The sequence below is a fragment of the Flavobacterium sp. HBTb2-11-1 genome (genome assembly GCF_009826975.1).
GTDB lineage: Bacteria > Bacteroidota > Bacteroidia > Flavobacteriales > Flavobacteriaceae > Flavobacterium.
On the sequence record NZ_WUMO01000006.1, the window covers coordinates 236,120 to 258,987 of the forward strand.

19 protein-coding genes are annotated in these 22,868 nt (G+C 33.8%); 8 read left to right on the forward strand and 11 right to left on the reverse strand.

The window, feature by feature from the left end; all coding sequences use genetic code 11:
* Positions 1 to 443: 443 nt before the first annotated feature.
* From GR162_RS15130 to GR162_RS15145, 4 genes are all read right to left on the reverse strand, one after another.
* Positions 444 to 962: an AraC family transcriptional regulator gene (locus GR162_RS15130; RefSeq protein WP_237421372.1), complete on the reverse strand. Its 519-nt coding sequence runs from the start codon at positions 960 to 962 to the stop codon at positions 444 to 446.
* 44 nt (positions 963 to 1,006) lie between these two features.
* Positions 1,007 to 1,534, reverse strand: coding sequence for a DUF3347 domain-containing protein (locus tag GR162_RS15135; RefSeq protein WP_160782833.1), 528 nt, complete (start codon positions 1,532 to 1,534; stop codon positions 1,007 to 1,009).
* Positions 1,535 to 1,632: 98 nt separating this feature from the next.
* Positions 1,633 to 1,989 carry a hypothetical protein gene (locus GR162_RS15140; RefSeq protein WP_237421373.1) on the reverse strand — a complete coding sequence of 119 codons (357 nt, stop codon included), beginning with the start codon at positions 1,987 to 1,989 and terminating at the stop codon, positions 1,633 to 1,635.
* A 70-nt stretch (positions 1,990 to 2,059) separates the two neighbouring features.
* On the reverse strand, positions 2,060 to 2,893 hold the full coding sequence (locus GR162_RS15145; protein WP_160782834.1) for an AraC family transcriptional regulator: 834 nt from the start codon (positions 2,891 to 2,893) through the stop codon (positions 2,060 to 2,062).
* A gap of 104 nt (positions 2,894 to 2,997) precedes the next feature.
* Here GR162_RS15145 and GR162_RS15150 point away from each other — a divergent pair, with 104 nt between their 5' ends.
* The 4 genes from GR162_RS15150 (at position 2,998) to GR162_RS15165 (ending at position 11,476) form a co-directional block, all read left to right on the forward strand.
* Positions 2,998 to 4,164 carry an MFS transporter gene (locus tag GR162_RS15150; RefSeq protein WP_160782835.1) on the forward strand — a complete coding sequence of 389 codons (1,167 nt, stop codon included), beginning with the start codon at positions 2,998 to 3,000 and terminating at the stop codon, positions 4,162 to 4,164.
* Positions 4,165 to 4,794: 630 nt separating this feature from the next.
* Positions 4,795 to 8,040, forward strand: coding sequence for a TonB-dependent receptor (locus GR162_RS15155; protein ID WP_160782836.1), 3,246 nt, complete (start codon positions 4,795 to 4,797; stop codon positions 8,038 to 8,040).
* A gap of 17 nt (positions 8,041 to 8,057) precedes the next feature.
* Positions 8,058 to 9,872, forward strand: coding sequence for a RagB/SusD family nutrient uptake outer membrane protein (locus tag GR162_RS15160; RefSeq protein ID WP_160782837.1), 1,815 nt, complete (start codon positions 8,058 to 8,060; stop codon positions 9,870 to 9,872).
* Between the two features lie 26 nt (positions 9,873 to 9,898).
* Positions 9,899 to 11,476 (forward strand): DUF5123 domain-containing protein, encoded by a 1,578-nt coding sequence (locus GR162_RS15165; protein ID WP_160782838.1) that lies wholly within the window; start codon positions 9,899 to 9,901, stop codon positions 11,474 to 11,476.
* Between the two features lie 123 nt (positions 11,477 to 11,599).
* Here GR162_RS15165 and GR162_RS15170 read toward each other — a convergent pair whose 3' ends face one another.
* From GR162_RS15170 to GR162_RS15180, 3 genes are all read right to left on the reverse strand, one after another.
* The gene (locus GR162_RS15170) at positions 11,600 to 11,800 is read right to left on the reverse strand and encodes a hypothetical protein (RefSeq protein ID WP_160782839.1); all 201 of its coding nucleotides are present in this window, start codon (positions 11,798 to 11,800) and stop codon (positions 11,600 to 11,602) included.
* A gap of 70 nt (positions 11,801 to 11,870) precedes the next feature.
* Complete coding sequence (locus GR162_RS15175; RefSeq protein ID WP_237421374.1) at positions 11,871 to 12,791, reverse strand: AraC family transcriptional regulator; 921 nt, start codon at positions 12,789 to 12,791, stop codon at positions 11,871 to 11,873.
* Position 12,792: 1 nt separating this feature from the next.
* Positions 12,793 to 13,356, reverse strand: a complete 564-nt coding sequence (locus GR162_RS15180; RefSeq protein WP_008464718.1) for a DUF6642 family protein — start codon at positions 13,354 to 13,356, stop codon at positions 12,793 to 12,795.
* Positions 13,357 to 13,525: 169 nt separating this feature from the next.
* Between GR162_RS15180 and GR162_RS15185 the strand changes: the two genes are divergently transcribed.
* Positions 13,526 to 14,128 (forward strand): 5'-methylthioadenosine/S-adenosylhomocysteine nucleosidase, encoded by a 603-nt coding sequence (locus tag GR162_RS15185; RefSeq protein WP_160782841.1) that lies wholly within the window; start codon positions 13,526 to 13,528, stop codon positions 14,126 to 14,128.
* A 31-nt stretch (positions 14,129 to 14,159) separates the two neighbouring features.
* Here GR162_RS15185 and GR162_RS15190 read toward each other — a convergent pair whose 3' ends face one another.
* Positions 14,160 to 14,987: a Sir2 family NAD-dependent protein deacetylase gene (locus GR162_RS15190; RefSeq protein ID WP_160782842.1), complete on the reverse strand. Its 828-nt coding sequence runs from the start codon at positions 14,985 to 14,987 to the stop codon at positions 14,160 to 14,162.
* 356 nt (positions 14,988 to 15,343) lie between these two features.
* Here GR162_RS15190 and GR162_RS15195 point away from each other — a divergent pair, with 356 nt between their 5' ends.
* The 3 genes from GR162_RS15195 (at position 15,344) to GR162_RS15205 (ending at position 18,419) form a co-directional block, all read left to right on the forward strand.
* A complete protein-coding gene (locus tag GR162_RS15195; protein ID WP_160782843.1) occupies positions 15,344 to 17,146 on the forward strand; it encodes a glycoside hydrolase family 2 protein in 1,803 nt (600 codons plus the stop codon).
* 92 nt (positions 17,147 to 17,238) lie between these two features.
* Positions 17,239 to 17,868 (forward strand): MgtC/SapB family protein, encoded by a 630-nt coding sequence (locus GR162_RS15200; protein ID WP_160782844.1) that lies wholly within the window; start codon positions 17,239 to 17,241, stop codon positions 17,866 to 17,868.
* 11 nt (positions 17,869 to 17,879) lie between these two features.
* Entirely contained in the window at positions 17,880 to 18,419 is a 540-nt protein-coding gene (locus GR162_RS15205; RefSeq protein WP_160782845.1) for a GNAT family N-acetyltransferase, read from the forward strand.
* A 41-nt stretch (positions 18,420 to 18,460) separates the two neighbouring features.
* Here GR162_RS15205 and GR162_RS15210 read toward each other — a convergent pair whose 3' ends face one another.
* From GR162_RS15210 to GR162_RS15220, 3 genes are all read right to left on the reverse strand, one after another.
* The gene (locus GR162_RS15210) at positions 18,461 to 19,300 is read right to left on the reverse strand and encodes a DUF4249 domain-containing protein (protein WP_202393948.1); all 840 of its coding nucleotides are present in this window, start codon (positions 19,298 to 19,300) and stop codon (positions 18,461 to 18,463) included.
* A gap of 4 nt (positions 19,301 to 19,304) precedes the next feature.
* Complete coding sequence (locus GR162_RS15215) at positions 19,305 to 21,923, reverse strand: TonB-dependent receptor (RefSeq protein ID WP_160782847.1); 2,619 nt, start codon at positions 21,921 to 21,923, stop codon at positions 19,305 to 19,307.
* A gap of 100 nt (positions 21,924 to 22,023) precedes the next feature.
* Complete coding sequence (locus tag GR162_RS15220) at positions 22,024 to 22,866, reverse strand: FecR family protein (protein ID WP_160782848.1); 843 nt, start codon at positions 22,864 to 22,866, stop codon at positions 22,024 to 22,026.
* Positions 22,867 to 22,868: the final 2 nt, after the last annotated feature.

Sequence of the window (22,868 nt, forward strand, 5' to 3'; positions counted from 1 at the left end):
GATTTGTAAGATTTACGAAATTTTATTTAACCGCAAAGGACGCAAGGTTTTTTTGATTTGCCAGACTTTGTAAAAACGCAAAGTTCGCAAAGCATTGTCGTAAAGTATCTTTGCGAATCCTATATAAAACATAGCTTAAGGTTTCAACCTTGGGACGTATCGCATTTCAATTTTGTACCCACAGTTGAAACCTTGGGCTATGTTCTGAATAAATTACGAATGATTATGTAAAAAAGTTAGCCACAGATTAAAAAGATTAACACAGATTTTAAAATCCTTTTTAATCCTTATAACCTGTGGCTAAATATAATCTTACAATCTTTGTGGTTAAGTCTGTCGCAGATTCTGCAGATTGAGCAGATTTAATTTTTAGAAATCTTAAAAAAATATCTGCCAAATCTGTTTAAATCTGCGAGAGAATAATTCTTCGTTTTTACAAGAAATTATATATTCTCGATCTGAATACGCTTTTTATCTTTTGATTGTTTGAAAGAAGTTGGAGTAAAGCCTGTGATTTTCTTGAATTGATTACTCAAATGAGCCACATTGCTATAGTTTAAAATATCAGCAATTTCGCTTAACGAAAGTTCATTATACACCAATAATTCTTTTACTTTTTCAATTTTCTGACTAATGAAATACTTTTCAATCGTGGTGTTTTCAATTTCCGAAAACAAATTGCTGAGCGAATTATAATCCTGATTCAGATTTTCGGCTAGATATTCAGATAAGTTGATTTTAAGATCATTGTTTTTATGATGCACCAAATCTACAATCAGGTTTTTTATTCTTTCAACCGTTTTTGTTTTTTTATCGTCAATTAGATCAAAACCTAAAGCTAGAAGATTTTCTAATAAAACTTCTTTTTGCGAATCGCTGATTTCTTCATTCAGTTCAACTTCTCCTAATTCTACAGCAGTAGGTTGAAGTCCGAGTTTTTCGAACTCAGACTTCACTGCCATTTTGCATCGGCTACACACCATATTTTTGATGTAAAGCTTCATATTTATTTGATCGTTTCTACCACATTTCCGCAAGTCAGCATAGATGAACCGTAGTACGGATTCTTAACTGCTTTTTCTTTGCTTAACCAATCAGCGTCTGCCATTGGACAATATTGTTTATAGATTGGTTGTTCTGGACTTGAAACTTTTATAAGATCGTAAGTGCTTTTAGACAACGATTTAAAAGTCTCACGCTGTTTTTTAAGATCTGTTGTAGCTGAAATACTTTTAGCATCGGCAGTTAATTTTTTTACCACTTTCATCCACACAGTATGTTCGTTGTTTTTTAGTTTGTCCATTTTTACTGCAGTAATCGCTGTCAATAAATCTTTGGCTTTCGCCGAAGTCAATTTGCTGTCACTTTTAATAAGTGCATCTTTTACAGTAAAATAAGCATCGTAAACAGATTGCAGTTGAGAATCTGCAGTTTCTATTGCTGCTAATTCGGTATTATTTGTTTTTGCTTGAACTGTATTTGCACTAAATACTACTGTAAGCGCTGTTGCTAAAGCTATAATTGATTTTTTCATTGTATATTATATTTGGTAAAGGATTTAATATCCTTTAAAATTAATTAAAAAAATTTGATTTCAAAAAGACCCAATATGGGCTGTCACAAATACAATAATTATATTTTCGGCTTCAGCCAAATAGAAGTAAATCCAGAAGAAATGGTAGAATTACTATAAGATGAAATATTGTTTTTTAAAGAAAAATTGAAAACATCATTCTGTAAATCAAAATCATTTGAAGTGAGAAAGATGTTTAATGTTGAGGTATTACAGCCGGCATGACGGCATTTTCCATCACAATTATGTTTTTCTTGTTTTGAAGTTTTATTTTCGCAGCATTTTTTAGAACAGCTGTTTTCTTCTTTAGCGGTAATTTCTTTAGAGTTTCCAGTATGGCATGCGTAAGTATAACTCGGGTTCAAAAAGAAGCTAAGTGTTATAAAAAGCATTATTATGTGGATTTTCTTGCTCAAAGAAATTGTTTTTAGTAGCACAAATTTAGCTAAAAATGTTTGAGGAAATAACTTTTTAAGATTTCGATAACTAGAGTTTTTTAAAATCTGTCGGTTTCATGTTTTTACGTTTCTTGAAATAATTGGTCAAATGACTTTCATCGCTAAAACCAAATTCGTATGCAATCTGTTTAATTGGAAGCTGATTGTTGTGAAATCTTTTTTCGATTAAAGTCAATCTTAAATTATGAATGTATTCGCGATAGCTGATGCTGAATGTTCTTTTGAAATAAGCGCTAAAATAAGTTTGGGCAATATTAAAATGTTCTGCGATTACCTTTACCTGAACCAATTTTGGCTGATAAATATTCTGATGAATATAATTGGCTATTTGTTCTGTATCCAAATGTGTCGATTGCATTTGCAAATTCATACAGCGTATGGTTTCTTTAATTAAACCAAAAATGGAAAGAATCTGATAAAATACAATTGGTGAAGAAGTAACATCGATATACTTATCATAGGTTACAATATTTTCGACTGTATTTTTTAAAATTGTTCTGCAAGGTTCATCAAACTTCAAAACCGTTTCTTTTAAGATTTTATCCCGCATGAAACTTTCAGGAGTATTAACTAGAAACTCATCGCAGGTAAGATTTTGTTTGGAGTTGAAATAATTATCAGTGAATTTGATGAAAATGAATCTTGTGCTTTTTTTTATGTCAAAATAATGTTCATCGTCTGGCGAAATGACAAATAAGTCGCCCGCTTTGTAAGGCAGAAGATTATTATTTAGATGATGAATCCCGCTTCCTTTCTTAATGTATATGATTTCGTAATACGTATGTGTATGTGGAGGAAGGTGAAATTTTTCTTCTTCAAATTCGTCAAGGACAAGCGTTTTGAATTGATTTAATTTCGGCATAACTTAAATATACAATTTTATGTCACAAATTTACAATTTATTTCTGGGCTAACAGTGTTAATTTTGCGTCGTAGAAATCTATTCCTTATTTACATTGAATCAAAATGAAAAAAAGTCTTATTGCACTCTCTTTAGGAGGGTTAACTATTGGAATTACAGAATTTGTAATGATGGGATTACTCCCAGATATTGCTTCAGATATGAAAGTTACAATTCCGGTTGCAGGATATTTAATTTCGGCTTATGCACTTGGAGTTGTTATTGGAGCACCTTTATTAGTAATCGCAGGAAGAAATTATGCGCCTAAAAAAATGCTTTTAATTTTAGCTTTAATGCTGGCTGTTTTTAACGCTTTGTCAATTATTGCTCCAGATTATAATGTTTTATTTGCATCTCGTTTTCTTTCTGGACTGCCTCACGGAGCATTCTTTGGAGTGGGAGCGGTAGTTGCAAGCCGTTTGGCAGATAAAGGAAAAGAAGCGCAGGCAATCTCAATTATGTTTGCTGGTTTAACCATCGCAAACTTAATAGGTGTGCCAATTGGAACTTATATTGGGCATCATTTTATTTGGCGTTATACCTTTGTATTAATTGCAATTGTTGGTCTGTTGACTTTTTTGGCAATTTATTTATGGATGCCAAATCTTGAAAAAGGTGAAAGTGTCAATATGAAAGTACAACTTCAATTTTTTAAGAAAACAGAAGCATGGTTAATTATCGGGATCACAGCAATTGGTTTTGGTGGTCTTTTTGCTTGGATCAGTTATATTGCGCCATTATTAATTAATGTATCGAAATTTTCACCAGAAGATGTTTCATCCATCTTAATTCTTGCTGGATTAGGAATGGTGGTGGGGAATTTCGTAGGAGGAAAGTTGGCGGATCGTTTTTCACCTGCACCAACGACTTTGGCTTTATTATTAGTAATGTCTACCGATTTAGTCTTAGTTTACTTTTTCTCTTTCAATCAATATATGTCCTTATTTCTGACTTTCTTAACGGGGGCTATTTCGTTCTCTGTAATTGCTCCAATTCAAATGCTGATGATTCGTACTGCAAAAGGAGCAGAGATGATTGCTTCAGCTTCTCTTCAAGGAAGTTTCAATATTGGGAATGCTCTAGGCGCTTTTCTAGGCGGATTGCCTTTAGCAGCAGGATTTAGCTATTCTTCTCCCAATCTTATTGGAGTAGTGATGTCGATTATCGGAATGATCATTACATTCATATTAATGAGATTACATCAAAAACAGGTTCAAGTTCAGCCAATATAACTCTAGAAATAATAAAATTTTAAGCCCTTAACTTTTGATTAAGGGCTTTTTTTGTGCTAGTAAAGATGTAAACTTATGGTCAAAACTACTTTTTCACTCATTCTATTGATTCCATTTATAAGTAAAATCATTGTAAATTTTAAAATATTAGTGAAGTTTCCCATCTTTTTTTAGCTAGATTTTAACTTTTTAAGTGTAAAAATAACACCTGATAATTTCGTAATTAATATTCATGTAATCGATTGTTTTTTTTGAAATAATAGAATCAAATGAACGATTGATAATAATATTTTTAATATTTAAAAGTGAGATAAATTATATATGTCATATAAAAAGACGGTAAAAATTTTATTATATAATTTATTTTAGGATTTTTTTGGGAAATTTTATTTTTCGTTTAAAAAAAATATTTATGTTTGTGTAATCGATTACAAATTTTTTTTTTGACAATATTCGCAATCGATTAAGTTAGATGATGAAAAAGGAAGTTAGAATAAAGATTTAGTGAAGAGATAAATAAATTGCTGTTAAATAAAAAACCACAAATATTAAGTAAAAAATGAATTGAAAGTAACCACAAAAAACCACTTAAACCAACAAGAAAAACATTAATAACTTAAACAATCAACCATGAACTTTAAAGAACTATTAAACAAAGGAGCAAACTTTTGCTTTAAACTTGTTTTCTTACTGTGCTTATTGATCGGTAGTCAAGTACACGCGCAAGGCACAACGATAGAGGGAACCGTGAAGGATGCCGCGGGACTTTCTCTTCCTGGGGTAAACGTCTTAGAAAAAGGAACTAAGAACGGAACTTCTACTGATTTTGATGGGCATTACAAAATAAAACTAACCAATCCGAAAGCTGTATTAATTTTTTCTTTTATAGGGTTTCAAAGCATTAATGTTTCTACAGAAGGAAAAACTAAAGTAAATGCAACTTTGATTGAAGATGCTAATAACTTAAATGAAGTTGTTGTAATTGGATATGGAACTTCTAAGAAATCTGATTTGACTGGTGCAGTTTCTACTATCTCAGGAGCTGACTTGAAAAAAGTGCCGGTAGCAAATGTTGCCGAAGCTTTAACTGGTAGAATTGCGGGTGTGCAAGTAACTGCTGCCGAAGGTTCTCCAGATGCAGATATTAGAATTAGAGTTCGTGGTGGTGGTTCGCTTACACAAGATGCTTCGCCCTTAATTATTGTGGATGGTTTTCCAGTCAATAACATGAATGATATTTCTTCATCTGACATTGATACGATGACTGTTTTAAAAGATGCCGCCTCAACTGCTATCTACGGATCACGTGGTGCAAATGGGGTAATTCTTATTACAACAAAAAAAGGTAAAGATGGAAAAATGGCAGTGAACTTCAATATGTTCTATGGTATGAAAACGATGGCAAAAGAGATTGATGTTTTGTCGCCTGAAGATTATACTAAATGGCAATACGAATATGCTTTGCTTTCTCAAACTGGAACAAAAGTACCTTCTAATCCAGATTCTTATACTAAATATTTTGGAAATTGGGAAGATCATGATATGTACAATGGCTTAAAGGGAGATGATTGGCAAAAACAGATTTTTGGGCGTACAGGTGAGGTTCAAAGCCGTGATTTAGGAATTAGAGGTGGTACAGAAAAGTTGAACTACAATTTTAATTATGCTCATTATGATGAAAAAGCAATTATGATAGGTTCAAACTATAAAAGAAACAACTTGTCATTAGCTTTAAAAAGTAAATTAAATGATAAGATTGATGTTGGTTTTACAATGCGTTATTCAGATACAGAGATTGACGGTGGTGGTGTAAATGAACAAAATGAAAAATCTTCATCAGATTCTCGTATGCGTACTATTGTTGGGTATGCACCGCTTCCAGTAGCAGGTCTAACATCAGAAGATGTAAATGGGGACGGGTCAGATATGCTAATAAATCCTTTTAAATCTGTTTCTGATAATGATCGTCAGCAGCTTCGTAAAAATTTTAATATGCTAGGAAGTTTTGGATGGCAGATTGTAGATAATTTAAAGTTGAACGTAGATTTAGGTTTAGATAATTTTTATAACCAAGACTATCGTTTTTATGGACTAACTACTTATTACGTAGCCAATTCTCCAGCGGCAACTCTTCAAGATATGCCTGCAATGATCATGGCTGATACTAAAGATAAGCGTTTCAGAAATGCTAATACACTGAATTACGATTTCAAAAAAATAATGGGAGAAGATCATCATTTGACTGCTCTTGTTGGAGAAGAAAGTATTACATACACTTCAAATACTGTAACGACTACAATTCATGGATACCCTACGTTTTTTGATTTTGAGAAAGCAAAGACACTTACAAGTCAAGGAACGCCGCAAGCAGTAGATAACTACTATAATCCAGATGATAAATTATTGTCATTCTTTGGACGTGCTAATTATGATTACAAAAATCGTTACATATTCTCAGCTACTTTTCGTGCAGATGGTTCAAGTAAATTCTTAGAAGGAAATCGTTGGGGATATTTCCCAGCTTTTGCAGCAGGATGGAAAATCTCAGAAGAGAATTTCTTGAAAAATAAAAACTGGCTTAGTCTTTTAAAGGTTAGAGCAAGTTATGGTGAAGCAGGAAATAATAATATCCCTGTTGGACAGCAAATTCAAATTTTCCAATCTACACCAACAACATGGATAAACGGTGTTACTAGTGTTTGGGCACCTTCAAAAACAATGCCTAATCCAGATTTGAAATGGGAAACAACAGTGACTCAGAACTTTGGTTTAGATTTTGGATTTTTTAAAAACCGTTTAAGCGGGAATTTTGATATCTATAAAAATATTACAAGCGATTTGTTAATCAATTTCCCAGTTCCAGGATCTGGATATGATTATCAATACCGCAACATGGGAGAAACACAAAATACAGGTTTCGAAGCTACTTTAAATGTTGTGGCAATTGAAAAAGCTAAATATGGTTTGAATTTTTCTTTCAATATGTCAGTAAACAAAAATCGTATAAACTCATTGGGTGTTATGAATAATTTTGGACAAGCTACTGGTTGGGCTTCTTCACAAATTGGAGATGATTATCTAATAGCAGTTGGCTCTTCTTTAGGTGCTATGTATGGTTATAAAAATGACGGAAGATACGAAGTTTCTGATTTTGATTATGTTGGAGGGAAATACGTTTTAAAAAGTGACGTAATTGCTACTGCTACTACTTTAGTGGGAGACGGAAGTTCTCTTAAACCTGGAGACATGAAATTAAAAGATGTTAATGGAGATGGTAAAGTAGATATAAATGATAAAACAGTTATTGGAAATGTTAATCCAAAAAGTTCAGGAGGTTTTATAATCAACGGAAATGCTTATGGATTTGATTTAATGGCAGCGTTTAACTGGAGCATAGGTAATGAAATATATAATGCTGATAAAATTGAATTTTCTACAGCAACTGCTTCAGGAAAATATAAAAACTTAAATTCTACTATGGCCGATGGAAAAAGATGGACTAATCTAGATCCAGCAACTGGCCAATTAGTAACCGATAATCCTGAAGCTTTAGCCGCCCTTAATGCTAATACTACTATGTGGTCACCATATATGAGATCTGCAATTTTTACAGATTGGGCAGTTGAAGATGCATCATTTTTAAGATTAAATACTTTAACATTAGGATATACAACTCCAGAAATGTTTACATCTAAACTTGGAATTTCTAAATTAAGATTCTACTTGACGGCAAGCAATGTTTTTGTTTGGACTAACTACTCAGGCTCAGATCCTGAAGTTTCAACAAGAAGAAAAAACCCACTTACACCAGGGGTTGATTCAAGTCCTTATCCAAGAAGCAGACAAATGATTTTTGGAATGAATCTTAATTTCTAATTTTAAATTATCACAAAATGAAACATAAATTAATAATAGCGGGACTGATTATTTCGAGTTTATTTAGTTCTTGCCAACAGTTTGAAGATGACTATTTAGATACAGATGCGCCATCGACATTAGATCCAGCCTTAATTTTTTCTGAACCAGACCTTGCCAAAGGAGCTGTTGACGGAATAAAAGTGCCTTTCGCTGAGACTAACTCTTATAGAGGAAGATTTTTACCATATTATGGATTAAATACAGATACAGAATGGTATAATACTTCTCAGACCGCAGGAGATAAAGCAGATTTGTGTGTTTATGATGCTAAGCCAAGTAATACAGAGATGAATACAACAAATAATGCTTATTCAATGATGTTTTCTGGTATTGAACGTGCAAATGTTTGTATTACAGGAATGCGTCAATATGGAGATCCTAAACCAGGGACACAAATGGGACAGCTATTAGGAGAAGCTTTAACGCTAAGAGCAATTTACTATGCTGATTTGCTAAAAGCATGGGGAGATGTCCCTGCTCGTTTTGAACCTATTACTACCGCAACTTTATATTTGCCTAAAACAAGTAGAGATGTTATTTACAAACAATTACTTGCAGATTTAGGAGAGGCAGCGACATTGGTGGCATGGCCTAATGAAACTTCTTATACAAGTACAGTAGAACATGTAAATAAAGCTTTTGTAAAAGCATTTAGAGCGCGTTTGGCTTTGGTAGCAAGTGGCTATCAGCAATATCCTGATGGAGTAAGAAGGAGTAATGATCCAGAACTTTCAGTTGCTAACATGTATGCATTGGCATTAAAAGAATCTCGTGAAGTAATCCAAAGTGGTTCTGCTCATTTAGAATCTACTTTTGAAGGGTTATGGAGAAAATATAATCAAGAAATTACTACTGCAGGGGGTGAATCACTTTGGGAGCTTCCTTTTGCAGATGGTCGCGGCCGTATGTTGTTTACGTTTGCAGTAAAACATACCTCTCCAAGTGATCAATTTCAGCAAAACGGAGCAAACCGTGGAGGTGTAGCAGGTCCCTTGCCATTTGTGTTCTATGATTATGATCAGACAGATTTGCGTAGAGATGTTACCTGCGTGCCTTACAAATGGGGTACTGCTGTAGCTGCAACTCCTTATCCAATTGCTAAGCAAGAGTTAACAGGATTAGATACTTGGTGTTTTGGTAAATATCGTTATGAGTGGATGACACGTAGGGTTACTTCTGATAATGATGATGGTGTTAATAAAATGTACATGCGTTATGCTGAAGTCCTTCTTATTGCAGCTGAAACAGCAAATGAATTAGAAGGCCCTGGTGCAGCTATGCCTTATTTAAAAGAAATTAGAAGAAGATCATTTTCTTCAGCTGATCAGGCTGTGAAAGTTGAGAACTATGTAAATAATTTAACTAGTAAAGAAGCAATGTTTAATGCTCTTGTTGAAGAAAATAAATTTGAATTTACGGGAGAAATGGAGCGTAAACAAGCGCTTATTCGTTGGAATTTGCTTAAAACCAATTTAGACAAAGCAAAACAAAAAATGGCAGACTTATCAGCTCGTACTGGTGAATATGCTGATGTGCCTGCAACTTTATACTATAAATATAAATCTGATAATGTAAGCTTAGATATTTATGGATTAAATAGAGGAGAAACTACAAATCCGGGAGCTGCATATATGTCTTTTGCATGGACTTGGACAGGAACAGCTGCTGATGCTAAGATAGCCTCGTTGTATAAAGTAGGAGTGAACCCTGATAACAGACAATTTTGGCCAATATGGCAAGTATTCCTTGATGGAAGTAATGGCCAGTTAAAAAATGATTTTGGTTATTAAATTCTTTAATAAATTAATAAGTTATTATGATGAACACAAAAAATATATTTAGAGGACTAATAACCATATTATTGCTTGCAATTACTATTTCGGGTTGCGAGAGTTATAATGAAGAGTTGTTAGACGGCATAGGAAACACAAGAGAATTTTCGCCTATCGGGCTCACAGCCAAAATTAGAAATTCAACTACAGTTGAATTAAATTGGGGCGTTAAAGCAGATGAAAATCCAGATCATTACGTGGTAGAATTTAGCCCAGATGATCCAGAATTCAAGACTATTTTTAAGACAATGAATGTTTCAGCTAGCCAACTACCAATACAAGTAGCTTTAGAAGGAGAAACTACTTATTCTATTAGAGTAAAATCGGTTAGTGCAGCTGGTCTTGAGGATTCTAAATGGTCTGTTACAACAGCAACAACATTATCTGAACAAATTTTCTATCCAATTAAGGATGAAGAAATTCAAGCTACATCTATTACTCTGAGATGGCCACCTAACAGTAATGTAACTCATATTTCGTTGCAACCAGGTGATCTAACTCACACCATAACAGCAGAAGAAAAAACGGCTGGAGTGGCAATTGTTACAGGTTTAACCCCTGAAACAAGCTATACAGCTACTTTAAAAAATGGAACTAAAACAAGAGGTGTACTAAATTTCACAAGCGGTGTTGATCTTACAAATGGTATTGTGGTAAATCCGGGAGATGATTTAAATGCTAAAATAGGTCAGGTAACAGCAGGATCTAGATTATTGCTTATGCCAGGTGTTTATCAGACAACGGGCGAGGTTATTTTAAATAAAACACTTATCATTAGAGGTGTAAGGCCAGAAAATAAACCAAAACTGAATGTGAAATTTACTATAAACGCAGCTCTTGTTAACCTGTCATTGGTTGATTTAGAATTAACTGGAGCTGGATTGACTAATGGTGCAGTCTTAACTGTTTCTGGAGCTTCTACTGGTTATGGAAATATTTTAATTAATAAATGTTACATACATGATTATACACGTGCATTAATTGCGGCGAGTGTGTCAAATTCAAAAGTAGCTTCATTTACAGTTGATAACAGTATTGTTAAGTTAGTAAATACAAATGCAGGAGCTGATTTTATTGACTTTAGAAATACATATGTTGGAAGTATAGTACTTAAAAATAGCACATTTGATTCTTGTTCTACAGGACGTGATTTTGTTAGAGTAGATGCGGTTCTTCCAACTGGAGGAGGTTATTCAGGTACAGGATTAAAAACTACAACTTTAATACAAAACTGTACGTTGTATAATGTTTCAAATACGGTAGCGCCAAAAAGAATTTTGTACGTAAGATTTTTAGATAATAGTTCGACAGTAATGAATACTTTGATTGTAGCAACATCGGCTATTTATACGAATCAGGCAGCGACAGAAGCTCCTACATTTAGTAAAAATTATTACTACACAGCGGCAAGTTTTATGGATGCTAGTATTGCTTTGAATAAAGTAGACGCAACTGGAGTAACAGCAAATCCACAGTTTGTTGATGCTGCAACAGGTAACTTTAAAGTTCAAAACCAAACAATGATTGATAATAATATTGGAGATCCTCGTTGGTTAAAATAAAAATCGTGGTTGATTAAATAGAAAAAGCGGGATACAATTTTTTTTGTAATCCCGCTTTTTAGTTTTTAATTTGATCTTTATCTGCTTTGATATAATTTGATTACAAATAAAGACCTATAAATTTTATTCCAATTCGATGCAATCAAAAACAGGATTGTCTTGCAGTAATGTTACAACATTCAATTCACTGTCAACTCTCAAGATATTGTCACAATCTTCGAGATCAAAATTCCACAGCGAATTAGGCAGTAATTCATTTAAGAGTACAGAAGCCGATTCAAATTTGGCTTCACTATCAACGGAAGTTTTAAAAACATAAATCATAATTTGCATTTTTGAGGAAGCAAATTTCTGAAAAAAGTCTACATATTTGTTAGGATTCTTTAATCAATGATTAGGACTTATCAATCAATTTTCGATATCGAATAGGAGAAATTCCTTCTGTTTTTTTAAAGAAACGGCTAAAGTAAGATTGGTCTTCAAAGCCTACTTGCGTTGCCACTTCACCTACAGAAAGAGTAGTTTGAAAGAGTAAATATTTTGCCTCAAGCAATATGTTTTCGTCAATCCATTTTACAGCAGATTTTCCTGTAACATTCTTTACACACTTATTCAAGTGGTTTGGAGTAACATTTAATAAAGAAGAATAGTAATTGACCTGATGCTGGGTTTTTATATGATCGTGAATCAGTTCTTTAAATTTTGCTGTTAACACTTCTGCCGCCGAAATATTTTTGACGGTTTTCACAGCATTTTTATTCATTTCATAAAACAAAGTAATCAGGTATGATTGAACGATATTTAGATCTGTAATTGTAGTCTCAGAATATTCCTTTTTCAATCTTTCTAAAATGTTTGTAATTGGGGCTATATCTTCAGCAGTTAGTTTGATCTTTGGATTTCCTGAAATCTTTAAAAAATCAAAATCATTCAGCAATTCACGGCTGCCGTATTTTCTAATTAAAATGTCGGGATGAAATTGGCAGATATAACCTTTATGAATATTGTTGACATTATCGAGGGAAAAAATCTGACCAGCCGGAACCATTATCATTTCGTTGTCTGTTGTGACATATTCCTGATAGCCTAATTTCATAACATGCTGACCAGAAGAAATAAAAATTAGAGTATGGCAAGAATGTTTAGAAGGCGGAACAGGATGCTGCATTTGCATCATTTCTTCGATTTCAAGACAGAAAAAATGATCCGAATTTGACTTGAAAAGCAAATGAATAGGATTGTCTTCTCCCAGAAATTTCTCCCGAAAGCCTTTTGGATTGTACGTTTTGATTTTTTCAGCCTGCTTTTTTTTCATTTTAATAATATAATCTAAAATCAAGCAGTTTGCATAAATTGTAATGTTTCGTATAAAGATCCTCAACAACCTCAAACAAATTGTCGTTTTCTTGATACAGACTAAAAAATGCTTTGTCAATAGTACTGCAACTGGCAATTTTATTATACGTAGAACCATAGCCAGAAATAGCTCTAGCGCCAGTAATATCTAGGAAATATTGCGCTTCTTCTTCGTTTAAATCTAAAACTTTAAGATTGGCAAAATGAATGATTTTCCCTTTCATTTTTCCTTCAAACAATTCGGCAATTTCTTCTATGCTGTAATAATAATCGTGAAGGCAGATGTTGTTTTCCTGACCTGGCATTGCCAAATAAATAATTTCGTAATCTTTGAAATTATGATCTTCGTAAAGTAAAATATTCAAACTTTCTTCTAAACCTTCAATCGTATCGCAAGTTTTATGAATGCTAGAAATGCCCTGGTCAATTGCCAGTTCTTCCAGACATTTTACCACATGGGTTGGGCTATGATCGTCTATATCTCGAACGCCTTCTAGGCAGAAAATAAATTTTTCATTATCCATGCAGTTATACTTTGGATTTAAACTTTTTTAGTGGTTTTAGCAAATGTATTTTTTATATCATAAAATACAATAGAGAAAACAGACTTTAACGTCTTTTTTGGATTTTAAATTTAAGTTAGAGCTGCGTAAATTTTTAAGCGTATTTTTGTAAACCGAAAATAAATTACGCATGATACAAATTAACCAAACAGCATCTTTTGCTGTTGAAGATATATTATTCTGTTTTGCTCTCGAATCTGAAGCAGCAGAAGTTTTTAAAGGACACAATGTCTTATTTACAGGAATAGGAAAAGTAAATGCAGCTTATGAACTGACAAAAGCCATTCAAAAGAAAAAGCCCTCTGTAATTATTAATCTGGGTTCGGCAGGCAGCTGTTTTCAAAAGGGCGACGTAATCTGCTGTACCAAATTTGTTCAAAGAGATATGGACGTTCGCGGTTTAGGTTTTGCATTATACGAAACACCGCTTTCTGGTTTACCGCCAGTTTTAGAATATGGTTTGTTAATGGATAATCTTCAAGAAGGAATCTGCGGAACAGGCGATAACTTCGAAATGGAACATAAATCGGATGTTTATAATGTGGTCGATATGGAAGCGTATGCTCTAGCCATGATTGCCATGAAAGAAAATATTCCGTTTTTAAGCTTAAAATATATTTCTGACGGAGCCGATGATAATGCAGCAGAAGATTGGACAGTTCAGGTTCATAAAGCGGCGATTGCTTACGGTAAAATTTTAGGATTGATAAAAGAATCAGAAGCCATTTCTTAATTGAAATGGCTTTTATTTGTTGATAATTTTATTAAGTCAAATAAATGCTTCTAATCATTTCTTTAATCAATTTTAAAGCTTCAGTTGATGTTTTTCGAATAATGATTTTATTCTTTTTATCTTTTATCAAAGCCGTAAACTGATTGTCTTCTATATTGATGTCAACTATAGTTCCGCCATATTTTAAAGTGGTTTCTGCAATTGCAACTGGTAAATTTGTTGCACCAGAAGTTCCTAGAATAAAAAGTATTCCAGAGTTTTTAGCAATTTTCAAGGAACTGAATTTTTTATTGGTTTGTTCATCATAATATTCGTCAAACCATAAAATATTTGGTCTCATCCAACTTCCGCAACTTTTGCATTTTAAAAGTTCAATCTCTTTTTCGGTTAAATCTTCATCAATCTCTTTTCCTTTTATTTCTTCGGGCAGATTTATAATTTCTTTGCAACCATTTGAGCACTTTATTTGTCTATTATTTCCATGAATTTCAAAAATCCTTTCTGTTCCGCTTAATCGGTGTAAGTTGTCTATATTTTGAGTAATCAGATGAAATCTATCTTTTAAAATATTTTCAATTTCGACCAATTCGTAATGGCTTGCATTTGGCTTTGCATCTTCAAACATTTTTTTTCTAAACAATGAATATTGCCAAACTTCCTCGGGATTTTCTTTGAAGTATTTAAAAGTTCCAAACTCTTCTGGTTTATGAAATTTTGTTCCCTTAATCCAAATACCATCTACACCTCTATAGGTCGGAATTCCACTTTCAGAAGAAATTCCGGCACCCGTTAAAAAAGTAAAAAGGTTTCTTTTATTTTTAGTTGAAACTTGTTTAATTATATTTTCTAATTGCTCCATGTTTAATGAAAAAAGGGATAGAATTTTTTTGTTAAATATAAGCTAAAAATTAATATCTAGAAGTTCTAAGTTTTTTATGAATTGCTCCAGCGGAGCAAAATATTTGTAGCATAATTTAGACCCTCAAAGTCAAAAAGCTCCAGCGGAGCGACATATTGAGAATATCTGATTTTAGTATAAATAAAGAATGAAAAACGACTAAATAAGCCTCATAACACAAAACTGATAAGTATTTGATGGGTTATTTTTAACTTATATGGAACATTTGCTTACTACTGAATTTGAGAAACTTTTTAACTTTATAACCTTCATATTTTACTAACTAAAGACCTTCAAAAACCAAAATGATTTTAGCTATGAAAAGAATAATAATGCTGTGCTGTACTTTTCTGATAATTGGAAAAACAATAGCGCAGGAAATCCCATTAGTTACTAATATTTCAGCCAGAAACAATATTACATTAAACGGAAAATGGAGATATATTGTAGATCCTCTCGAAAACGGATATTACAATTATCGTTTAGAGCCTTTTAAAAACAACGGATTTTTCGAAAATAAAAAATGGAACACCACAGAACTCAGCGAATATAATTTTGCCACCTCAGCGGTTATGGATATTCCGTCAGATTGGAATTCGAAAGATCAAAGATTGTTTTTTTATGAAGGAACAGTTTGGTTTCAGAAAGATTTCAATTATAAAAAAGATTCCAAAACGAAAGGAATTCTTCATTTCGGAGCGGTCAATTATGACGCAAAAGTTTATGTAAACGGAAAACTGGCGGGAACACATATTGGCGGTTATACACCTTTCAATTTTGATGTAACCGATTTATTAGCCGATGGAAATAATTTCGTAGTAGTAAAAGTCGACAATAAACGCCATAAAGACAATGTGCCAACGGTAAACATGGATTGGTGGAATTATGGCGGAATCACCAGAGATGTGACTTTAGCTCAAGTTCCGAATACGTATATCGAAGATTATCTGGTTCAATTGGATAAAAAAGAAAAAGGAAAAATTTCTGGTTGGATAAAGCTAAATAGCGAATCCGAAAATCAGTCTGTTTCAGTTTCAATTCCGGAATTAAAAATCAAAAAGAACGTTACGACCGATGCTAAAGGAATGGCATATTTTGAAATAAAAGCCAATCCAATCTTATGGACGCCTGAAAAACCGAAATTGTATGATGTAACCATTAGCAAAGCAGATGAAAACATTGTCGATCAAATTGGTTTTAGAATTATTGAAACCAAAGGCAAAGAAATTCTATTAAACGGAAAAAAAGTCTTTTTACGCGGTATCAGCATTCACGAAGAAGCGCCTTTTAGATCTGGAAGAGCTTGGTCTCAGGAAGACGCGATTACGTTATTGACTTGGGCAAAGGAATTAGGTTGTAATTATGTTCGTCTGGCGCATTATCCGCACAATGAAAATATGGTAAAACAAGCCGAAAAAATGGGATTAATGATTTGGTCTGAAGTTCCGGTGTATTGGACCATTTCTTGGACAAATCCAGATACGTATGCCAATGCCGAACGTCAATTGCACGATATGATTTATAGAGATAAAAACCGTTGCGGAATCGTGATTTGGTCCATTGCCAATGAAACACCACACGGCGATGACCGAGATGCTTTCTTGAGCAAATTGGCAAAATATGCACGCACACAGGATAATTCTCGTCTGATTAGTATGGCGATGGAAGTTACCTCGAGTTCAAATAACATCAATACGCTTCATGACAATATGAATGAATATGTCGACATTGTAAGTTTCAACCAATATTTGGGCTGGTACAGAGGAACTAACGAATCTTGCAAAGACATGCAATGGGTAATTCCGTATAACAAACCGGTTATCATTAGCGAATTCGGAGGCGAAGCCTTACAAGGTCGTCATGGAGATAAAAAAGAACGATGGAACGAAGAATATCAAGAAGAATTATACATTCAAAACACACATATGTTCAATCGCATTGAAGGCTTGGCAGGAGTTTCTCCTTGGATTTTGGTTGACTTCAGATCTCCAAGAAGGCAGTTGCCAAATATTCAGGATTTCTTCAACCGTAAAGGATTAATTTCAGATCAAGGAATTAAAAAGAAAGCTTTTTATGTGATGAAAGATTGGTACAAGCAAAAAGAAGAAGAGTATAAGTAAGTAAAGCAAGTAGAAAACCTCCAAAGTCATTTTGATTTTGGAGTTTTTTATGTTTTTTCCTTAATTTTATTTGAAAAAACAGAAGACTTTTAATGGAACTAGAAATTGTCATAAGATTGCTTTTAGCAGCATTTTGGGGAGCTTTAATTGGTGCCGAAAGAGAATATAGCGGAAAAGCGGCAGGTCTTCGCACCACAATAATGATTTCAGTCGGAGCTTGTTTCTTCACTTTTATGTCCGAATGGATTGGCGGAGCAGGAAATCCAGATAGAATAGCTTCTAATATTGTAACCGGTTTAGGATTTCTTTGTGCAGGAGTTATTTTTAGATCCGATAGCCATGTTACCGGTATTACAACAGCAGCAACAATCTGGTCGGTTGCAGCTGTAAGCATGGGAGTAGGAGCAGGATATTATTTTGCATCGGCTTGCGCGGCCTTAATGATTCTTTCTATTCTTACGGTGCTTACATTTCTTCAGGATAAAATTGACCTCATCAACGAACATAAAACGCTTCGAATAACTTTTAAACGTTCAGACAATGGTCTCGAAAAATGCAAAGAACTTTTTTCTGCTAGTGGCGTAAAATCAAAACTGATTACGCAGCGCCGTAATTTGGATCATGTAGTTTTAGAATGGCAGATACACGGACCTAAAAAAAATATAGAATCTTTGTATGCAACACTTTTGCAAGAATCTGTTTTTGAAGAATTAGTATTATAATAGCAAAAAATATGAATTTTAGTTTACAACCCATTTTAGAAAATGATCTTTGCATTTTGTCTCCTTTAGAAGAAAACGATTTTGAAGCACTGTACAAAGTAGCTTCCGATCCTAAAATTTGGGAACAGCATCCAAACAAAGACCGATGGAAAAAAGAAGTTTTCGAAAACTTTTTTGAAGGAGCCATGAAAAGTAAAGGCGCCTTTAAAATTATAAGTAAAGAAACAGGAGAAGTTATCGGAAGTACACGTTTTTATGATTTTAATCAAGAAGATGATAGTATTTTTATTGGATATACTTTTTATGCGGTTTCGTGCTGGGGAAAAGGCGTGAACCAAAGTGTAAAAAAGACCATGCTGGATTATCTTTTTCAATATGTTTCGAAAGTGAAATTTCATATTGGTTCAGAAAATATTCGATCGCAAATTGCAATTTCGAGAGTAGGAGCCAAAAAAGTTGCTGAAGAAGAAGTGGCTTACTTCGGAGAAAAGCCAAAATTGAATTTTGTGTATCAAATAAATAAAGAAGAGTGGAAAAGACAAAAGCCTTAAACATTTCGTTTAAGGCTTTTGTCTTTTATAAAATTGATTTTCTATTTCACCAAATAATCAACCTGATCTGCTTCGCAAAGTCTAAAATAGCCAAATGCGAAATTATTGGTGTCAGAAGTGTTTACAATGTTTCCTCTAATGTTTCCTGGAGGAACAAGAAACGGATTTGCGCTTGAAGCTTCCAAGATTAATTTCCAGTAGTTGTAGAAATTTTTAGAAACGCCTCTGTGCGTTATTTTGACAGTGTTTCCAGATTTCATGTCTTCATGAGAATATCTGGTACTGATTTCGTTTCCATTGAAAAATTCGTCATTGGTAATTTCGTATTCCGGATAAATCAAGAATTCACTTTGGTAATCGGTTACGTAAAAATTAACTTGATCTGCAGGATCATTGTAATAGAATGTCAATTCAATAACATCTTCTCCACCAAAATCAGGAACTATTTTTTGTTCAATTTTATTGATTGGAGTGGCAGAACTCAGTTTTTCAACCGCAGTATAACTTTGTCCCTCGGCAGTAATAAATAACTTGTATTCCATGTCAACTACAGGGAGAAAATTGGTGCATTTATAAACTCCTGCTTCGGTTTCATTAAAGGTAAAAACATCTCCGTTACTGTTTTCAACTCGTACTTGCGCGCCTGAAACTTTTGGAGTTGTACCGCTGTAATAAGGAGCAGTTTTACTAATTTTTATGGTTTGTTCCTTTCCGTCAGTTCCTTTTTTCCAGATAATTTCGGCATCGATAACCAACTTGGTTTCGCCAGCTTCCAGATCCAGATTGACCACATCTTCGCATGACGCAAAAGAAAAAACAAAAAGAAGACTTATTAATGCCAGTGCTCTATTCATTATCGTATATTTTTTCAATTTATTCATAGCATTAAAATTTAAAATTATAAGAAACCCCAGGAACAATTCCGAAAATAGAAAGTCTTCTGGTTTCATTTGCACCTGTATCTTCATTGGTTGTAAAGCTCATTGAAGCCGCATTTTTTCTGTTGTAAATGTTGTAAAGGCTAAATACCCAATAGCTTTGCCAACCTTTCTTTTTGTCTGGTTTTGGCGTGTACGTTGCCGCCACATCTAAGTGGTGGAAAAGCGGTAAACGGTTTTCATTTCGCAAAGAATAATTTGGCACATGAATGCCTCCCATTTCATAATAGCCATTTGCGTACGTTACCGGCTGACCAGATTGTAAAGTAAAATTACCATTAAAAGACCATTTCGGATTCAGTTCATAACTTCCTACAATGCTTAGATTATGCAGTTTGTCATAACCAGATAAATACCAGTCGCCGTTGGCAATTCCAGGTTCTTCGGGAGTTCTTCCAGGAGTTTTTTGTTCGGCTCTAGATAAAGTATACGAAATCCATCCAGTAAAAACGCCAGTGTTCTTTCTGAATAACAATTCCATTCCGTAAGATCTGGCTTTTCCGTTTAAAATAACCTGCTCAATGTTGTTGTTAGCCAAAACATCAGCACCGTCAATATAATCAATACGATTTTGAACATTTTTATAAAATAATTCGGTTTCTAAAGAGTAATCACCGTCTTTAAAGTTTCTGAAATACCCCATCGCATACTGATCCAAAAGCTGAGGTTTTGTAAAAGGTCCGCTTGGCGTCCAGATGCTCATTGGCAGAGGAGATTGAGTGTTTGATAAAATATGAATGTATTGCGCCATTCTGTTGTAACTTGCTTTTATAGAAGTTTCGTCGTTAAAAGCATAAGACAATGCAGCTCGAGGTTCAAAATTATTAAACTTGCTGATGGTTTTTCCTTTTCCATACGAAATGCTTCCGTTTGGCGTTCCTTCTTCATAAATTTTATACAGCGGATTATATACCACCGCTTGACCGTTTTCGTAAGTGCTGATGGTCTCGTCACCTAAACGATAGAACATGCTGTAACGAAGTCCATAACGAAAAGTAAGTTTCTCTGTAATCTGATTTTCAAAATCGACAAAAGCAGAAGTTTCTAAAGCGTATTTTTTATCCAGTTGCATGTAATTAAACTGCGAATCTGGCGAAGTAGGCTTTACAACGCCAGGATTAAAATTGTAATACAAACCATCAATCCCATAATTGATTTTAAACTTCTCAGACTGCTGGAAATTCCAATTGTATTTCAATCCATAACTCGCAATATTGCTATCCCATTTAAAACTTTCAATCGGGATTTCTAGATTAAATCTATAATCGCTGTAGAAAGTAGATAAATTGCTGTTTAAGCGATCAGAAAATTTATGTTTCCAGCTCAAGATACCCATTGTGCTTCCGTAAGTACTTGCAAAACGATCGTTAATATCAAATACGTCATTTCCGAAATAACCAGAAAAAGACAATGAATTTTTGGCATTAAAACGATAATTTAATTTAGCATTCAAATCATAAAACATGGCAGAGTTGTTATTATCTGCCAGTTTCATGAACAAATGCGCGTACGAAGCTCGTCCGGAAAGGATAAACGAACCTTTTTCTTTTTGTAACGGACCTTGAACTAAAAGTCGGCTTGAGATAATCCCGATTCCTCCGTTTACTTTATATTCTTCAAAATCTCCCGTTTGTTGCGTAACATCTAAAACAGAGGAAACACGTCCTCCAAATTTTGACGGGATTCCTCCTTTATACAAATCTAAACCATTAACGATATCGGCATTAAAAATAGAAAAGAACCCAAACATGTGCGAATCGGCGTAAACTGGAGCGCCATCCAAAAGAATCAGATTCTGGTCTGCAGCACCACCACGAACGTTAAAGCCCGAAGAAGCTTCTCCTGCATTGGTAACTCCAGGCAGAGTCAAAATTGATTTTAACGGATCTGGTTCTCCCATTGCAACAGGAATTTTTTTGATTTCCTGCATTGAAAGCTTGTTGACACTCATTTGAGTATTTTTAACATCAACCGCTTTATTGTTCATCACAATAACTTCTCCCAATTGCTGGCTGTCTGAATCTACGTTGAAGTTCACTTTTGTATCGTCTGAAACAGAAACACGTTTTTCTTCATTTTTAAATCCAACATAGCTCACCTGTACGGTATAATTTCCGTTTGGGACATCAATACTGTATTTTCCGTTAGCATCTGTTACAACGCCAGTTTCCAGTTCTTTAATAAAAATATTGGCGCCAATGACAGGCTGTCTTTCGTCATCATAAACGTGGCCGGTCAGCTTGCTTTTTTTTTTGGCTGGTTTCGGAGTCTGAGATTTCTGTTTGACAAAAATATTGCTCCCCACTATAGAAAATTGTACAATCGAAGTTTGGTTTAATTCCGTAATAAACTTGCTGATTTCGATATTTTTATAAGTGTTTTTCTGTGTAAAATACTTTTTATTGGTATCAATCTGATCTGTAAAAGCAAATTTAAAATCGGTTTGACTTTCAATCTGTTTGAAGAATTCTTTTAAAGTTACATTTTGATCTACAGTCACTGTAACACTCTGGGCAGACATACATAAACTGAATAAAAAAAAGCACGCTGAAATTATATGCTTCATGAAATTTTGTATTTTTGAATATTATTAAATGGAATAACCTCGTGTTATCCTGAAAATTAGGAGGATGTGTAGTTTCGCGGCTTACATCCTTTCTTGTTTTTTATTGAAAAGTGATCTGTTTTAAATCTTCATTTATTTCAAAGTTTAGGTTATACATTTCGGATAGTAATTGTACAATTGTTTTTAAATCTTCTCTTTTATTGATTCGGATTGTAATTTTCTGATTGTGATTTTCTTTAGGAATATTGACTTTGTAACCATAGTTTTCCTGGATATATTGACTGATAACTGATAGTTTTTCGTTATCAAAATCTATAAAACGGCTGAACTCTGATACTGAAGCAGTTTGGTTTCCGTATGTAAATTTTTCTCCCGGTTTCAAAATCCATTTTTGGTTTTGGCCTTTTACATTCATTTGAACACTTCCTTCAAAAAGCTCAACGGTTACTTGTTTGTTTTCAGATTCTTTAACTGTAAAAGAAGTTCCTAAAACAGTAGTTGTAGTTTCGTCGCAAAAAACTTGAAAAGGATGCTGTTTGTCTTTTTTTACATTAAAATAAGCTTCGCCGTCAATTTCAATTTTTCTGTTTAAAGCAAAATTGTTCCCAAAAGAAATTTTAGAATTTGGACCCAATTCAACTTTTGAACTGTCTGGCAAGACTACATATTTTATGGCTGAGGTTGTGTTTTCAATTACATTTTCAGCCAAAACTATATTTTCAGCAGTAGGGTTTTGGTTAAAATAAAATCCAACTCCAATAAGCGTAAAAAGTAAAACCGAAGCTGCAGCATAAAGTTGCCAAGGCTTAAAATTTCTTTTTTTCTCAGAAAATGTTTTAGCATGAAATTCTTCCCATGAAGCTTCTTTTTCGCTGTCAGAATGAGAAAGGGGAGATTGTTCCCATAACTTTTTAAACTGCTCGTCAAATTTCTCCTTATCCATTT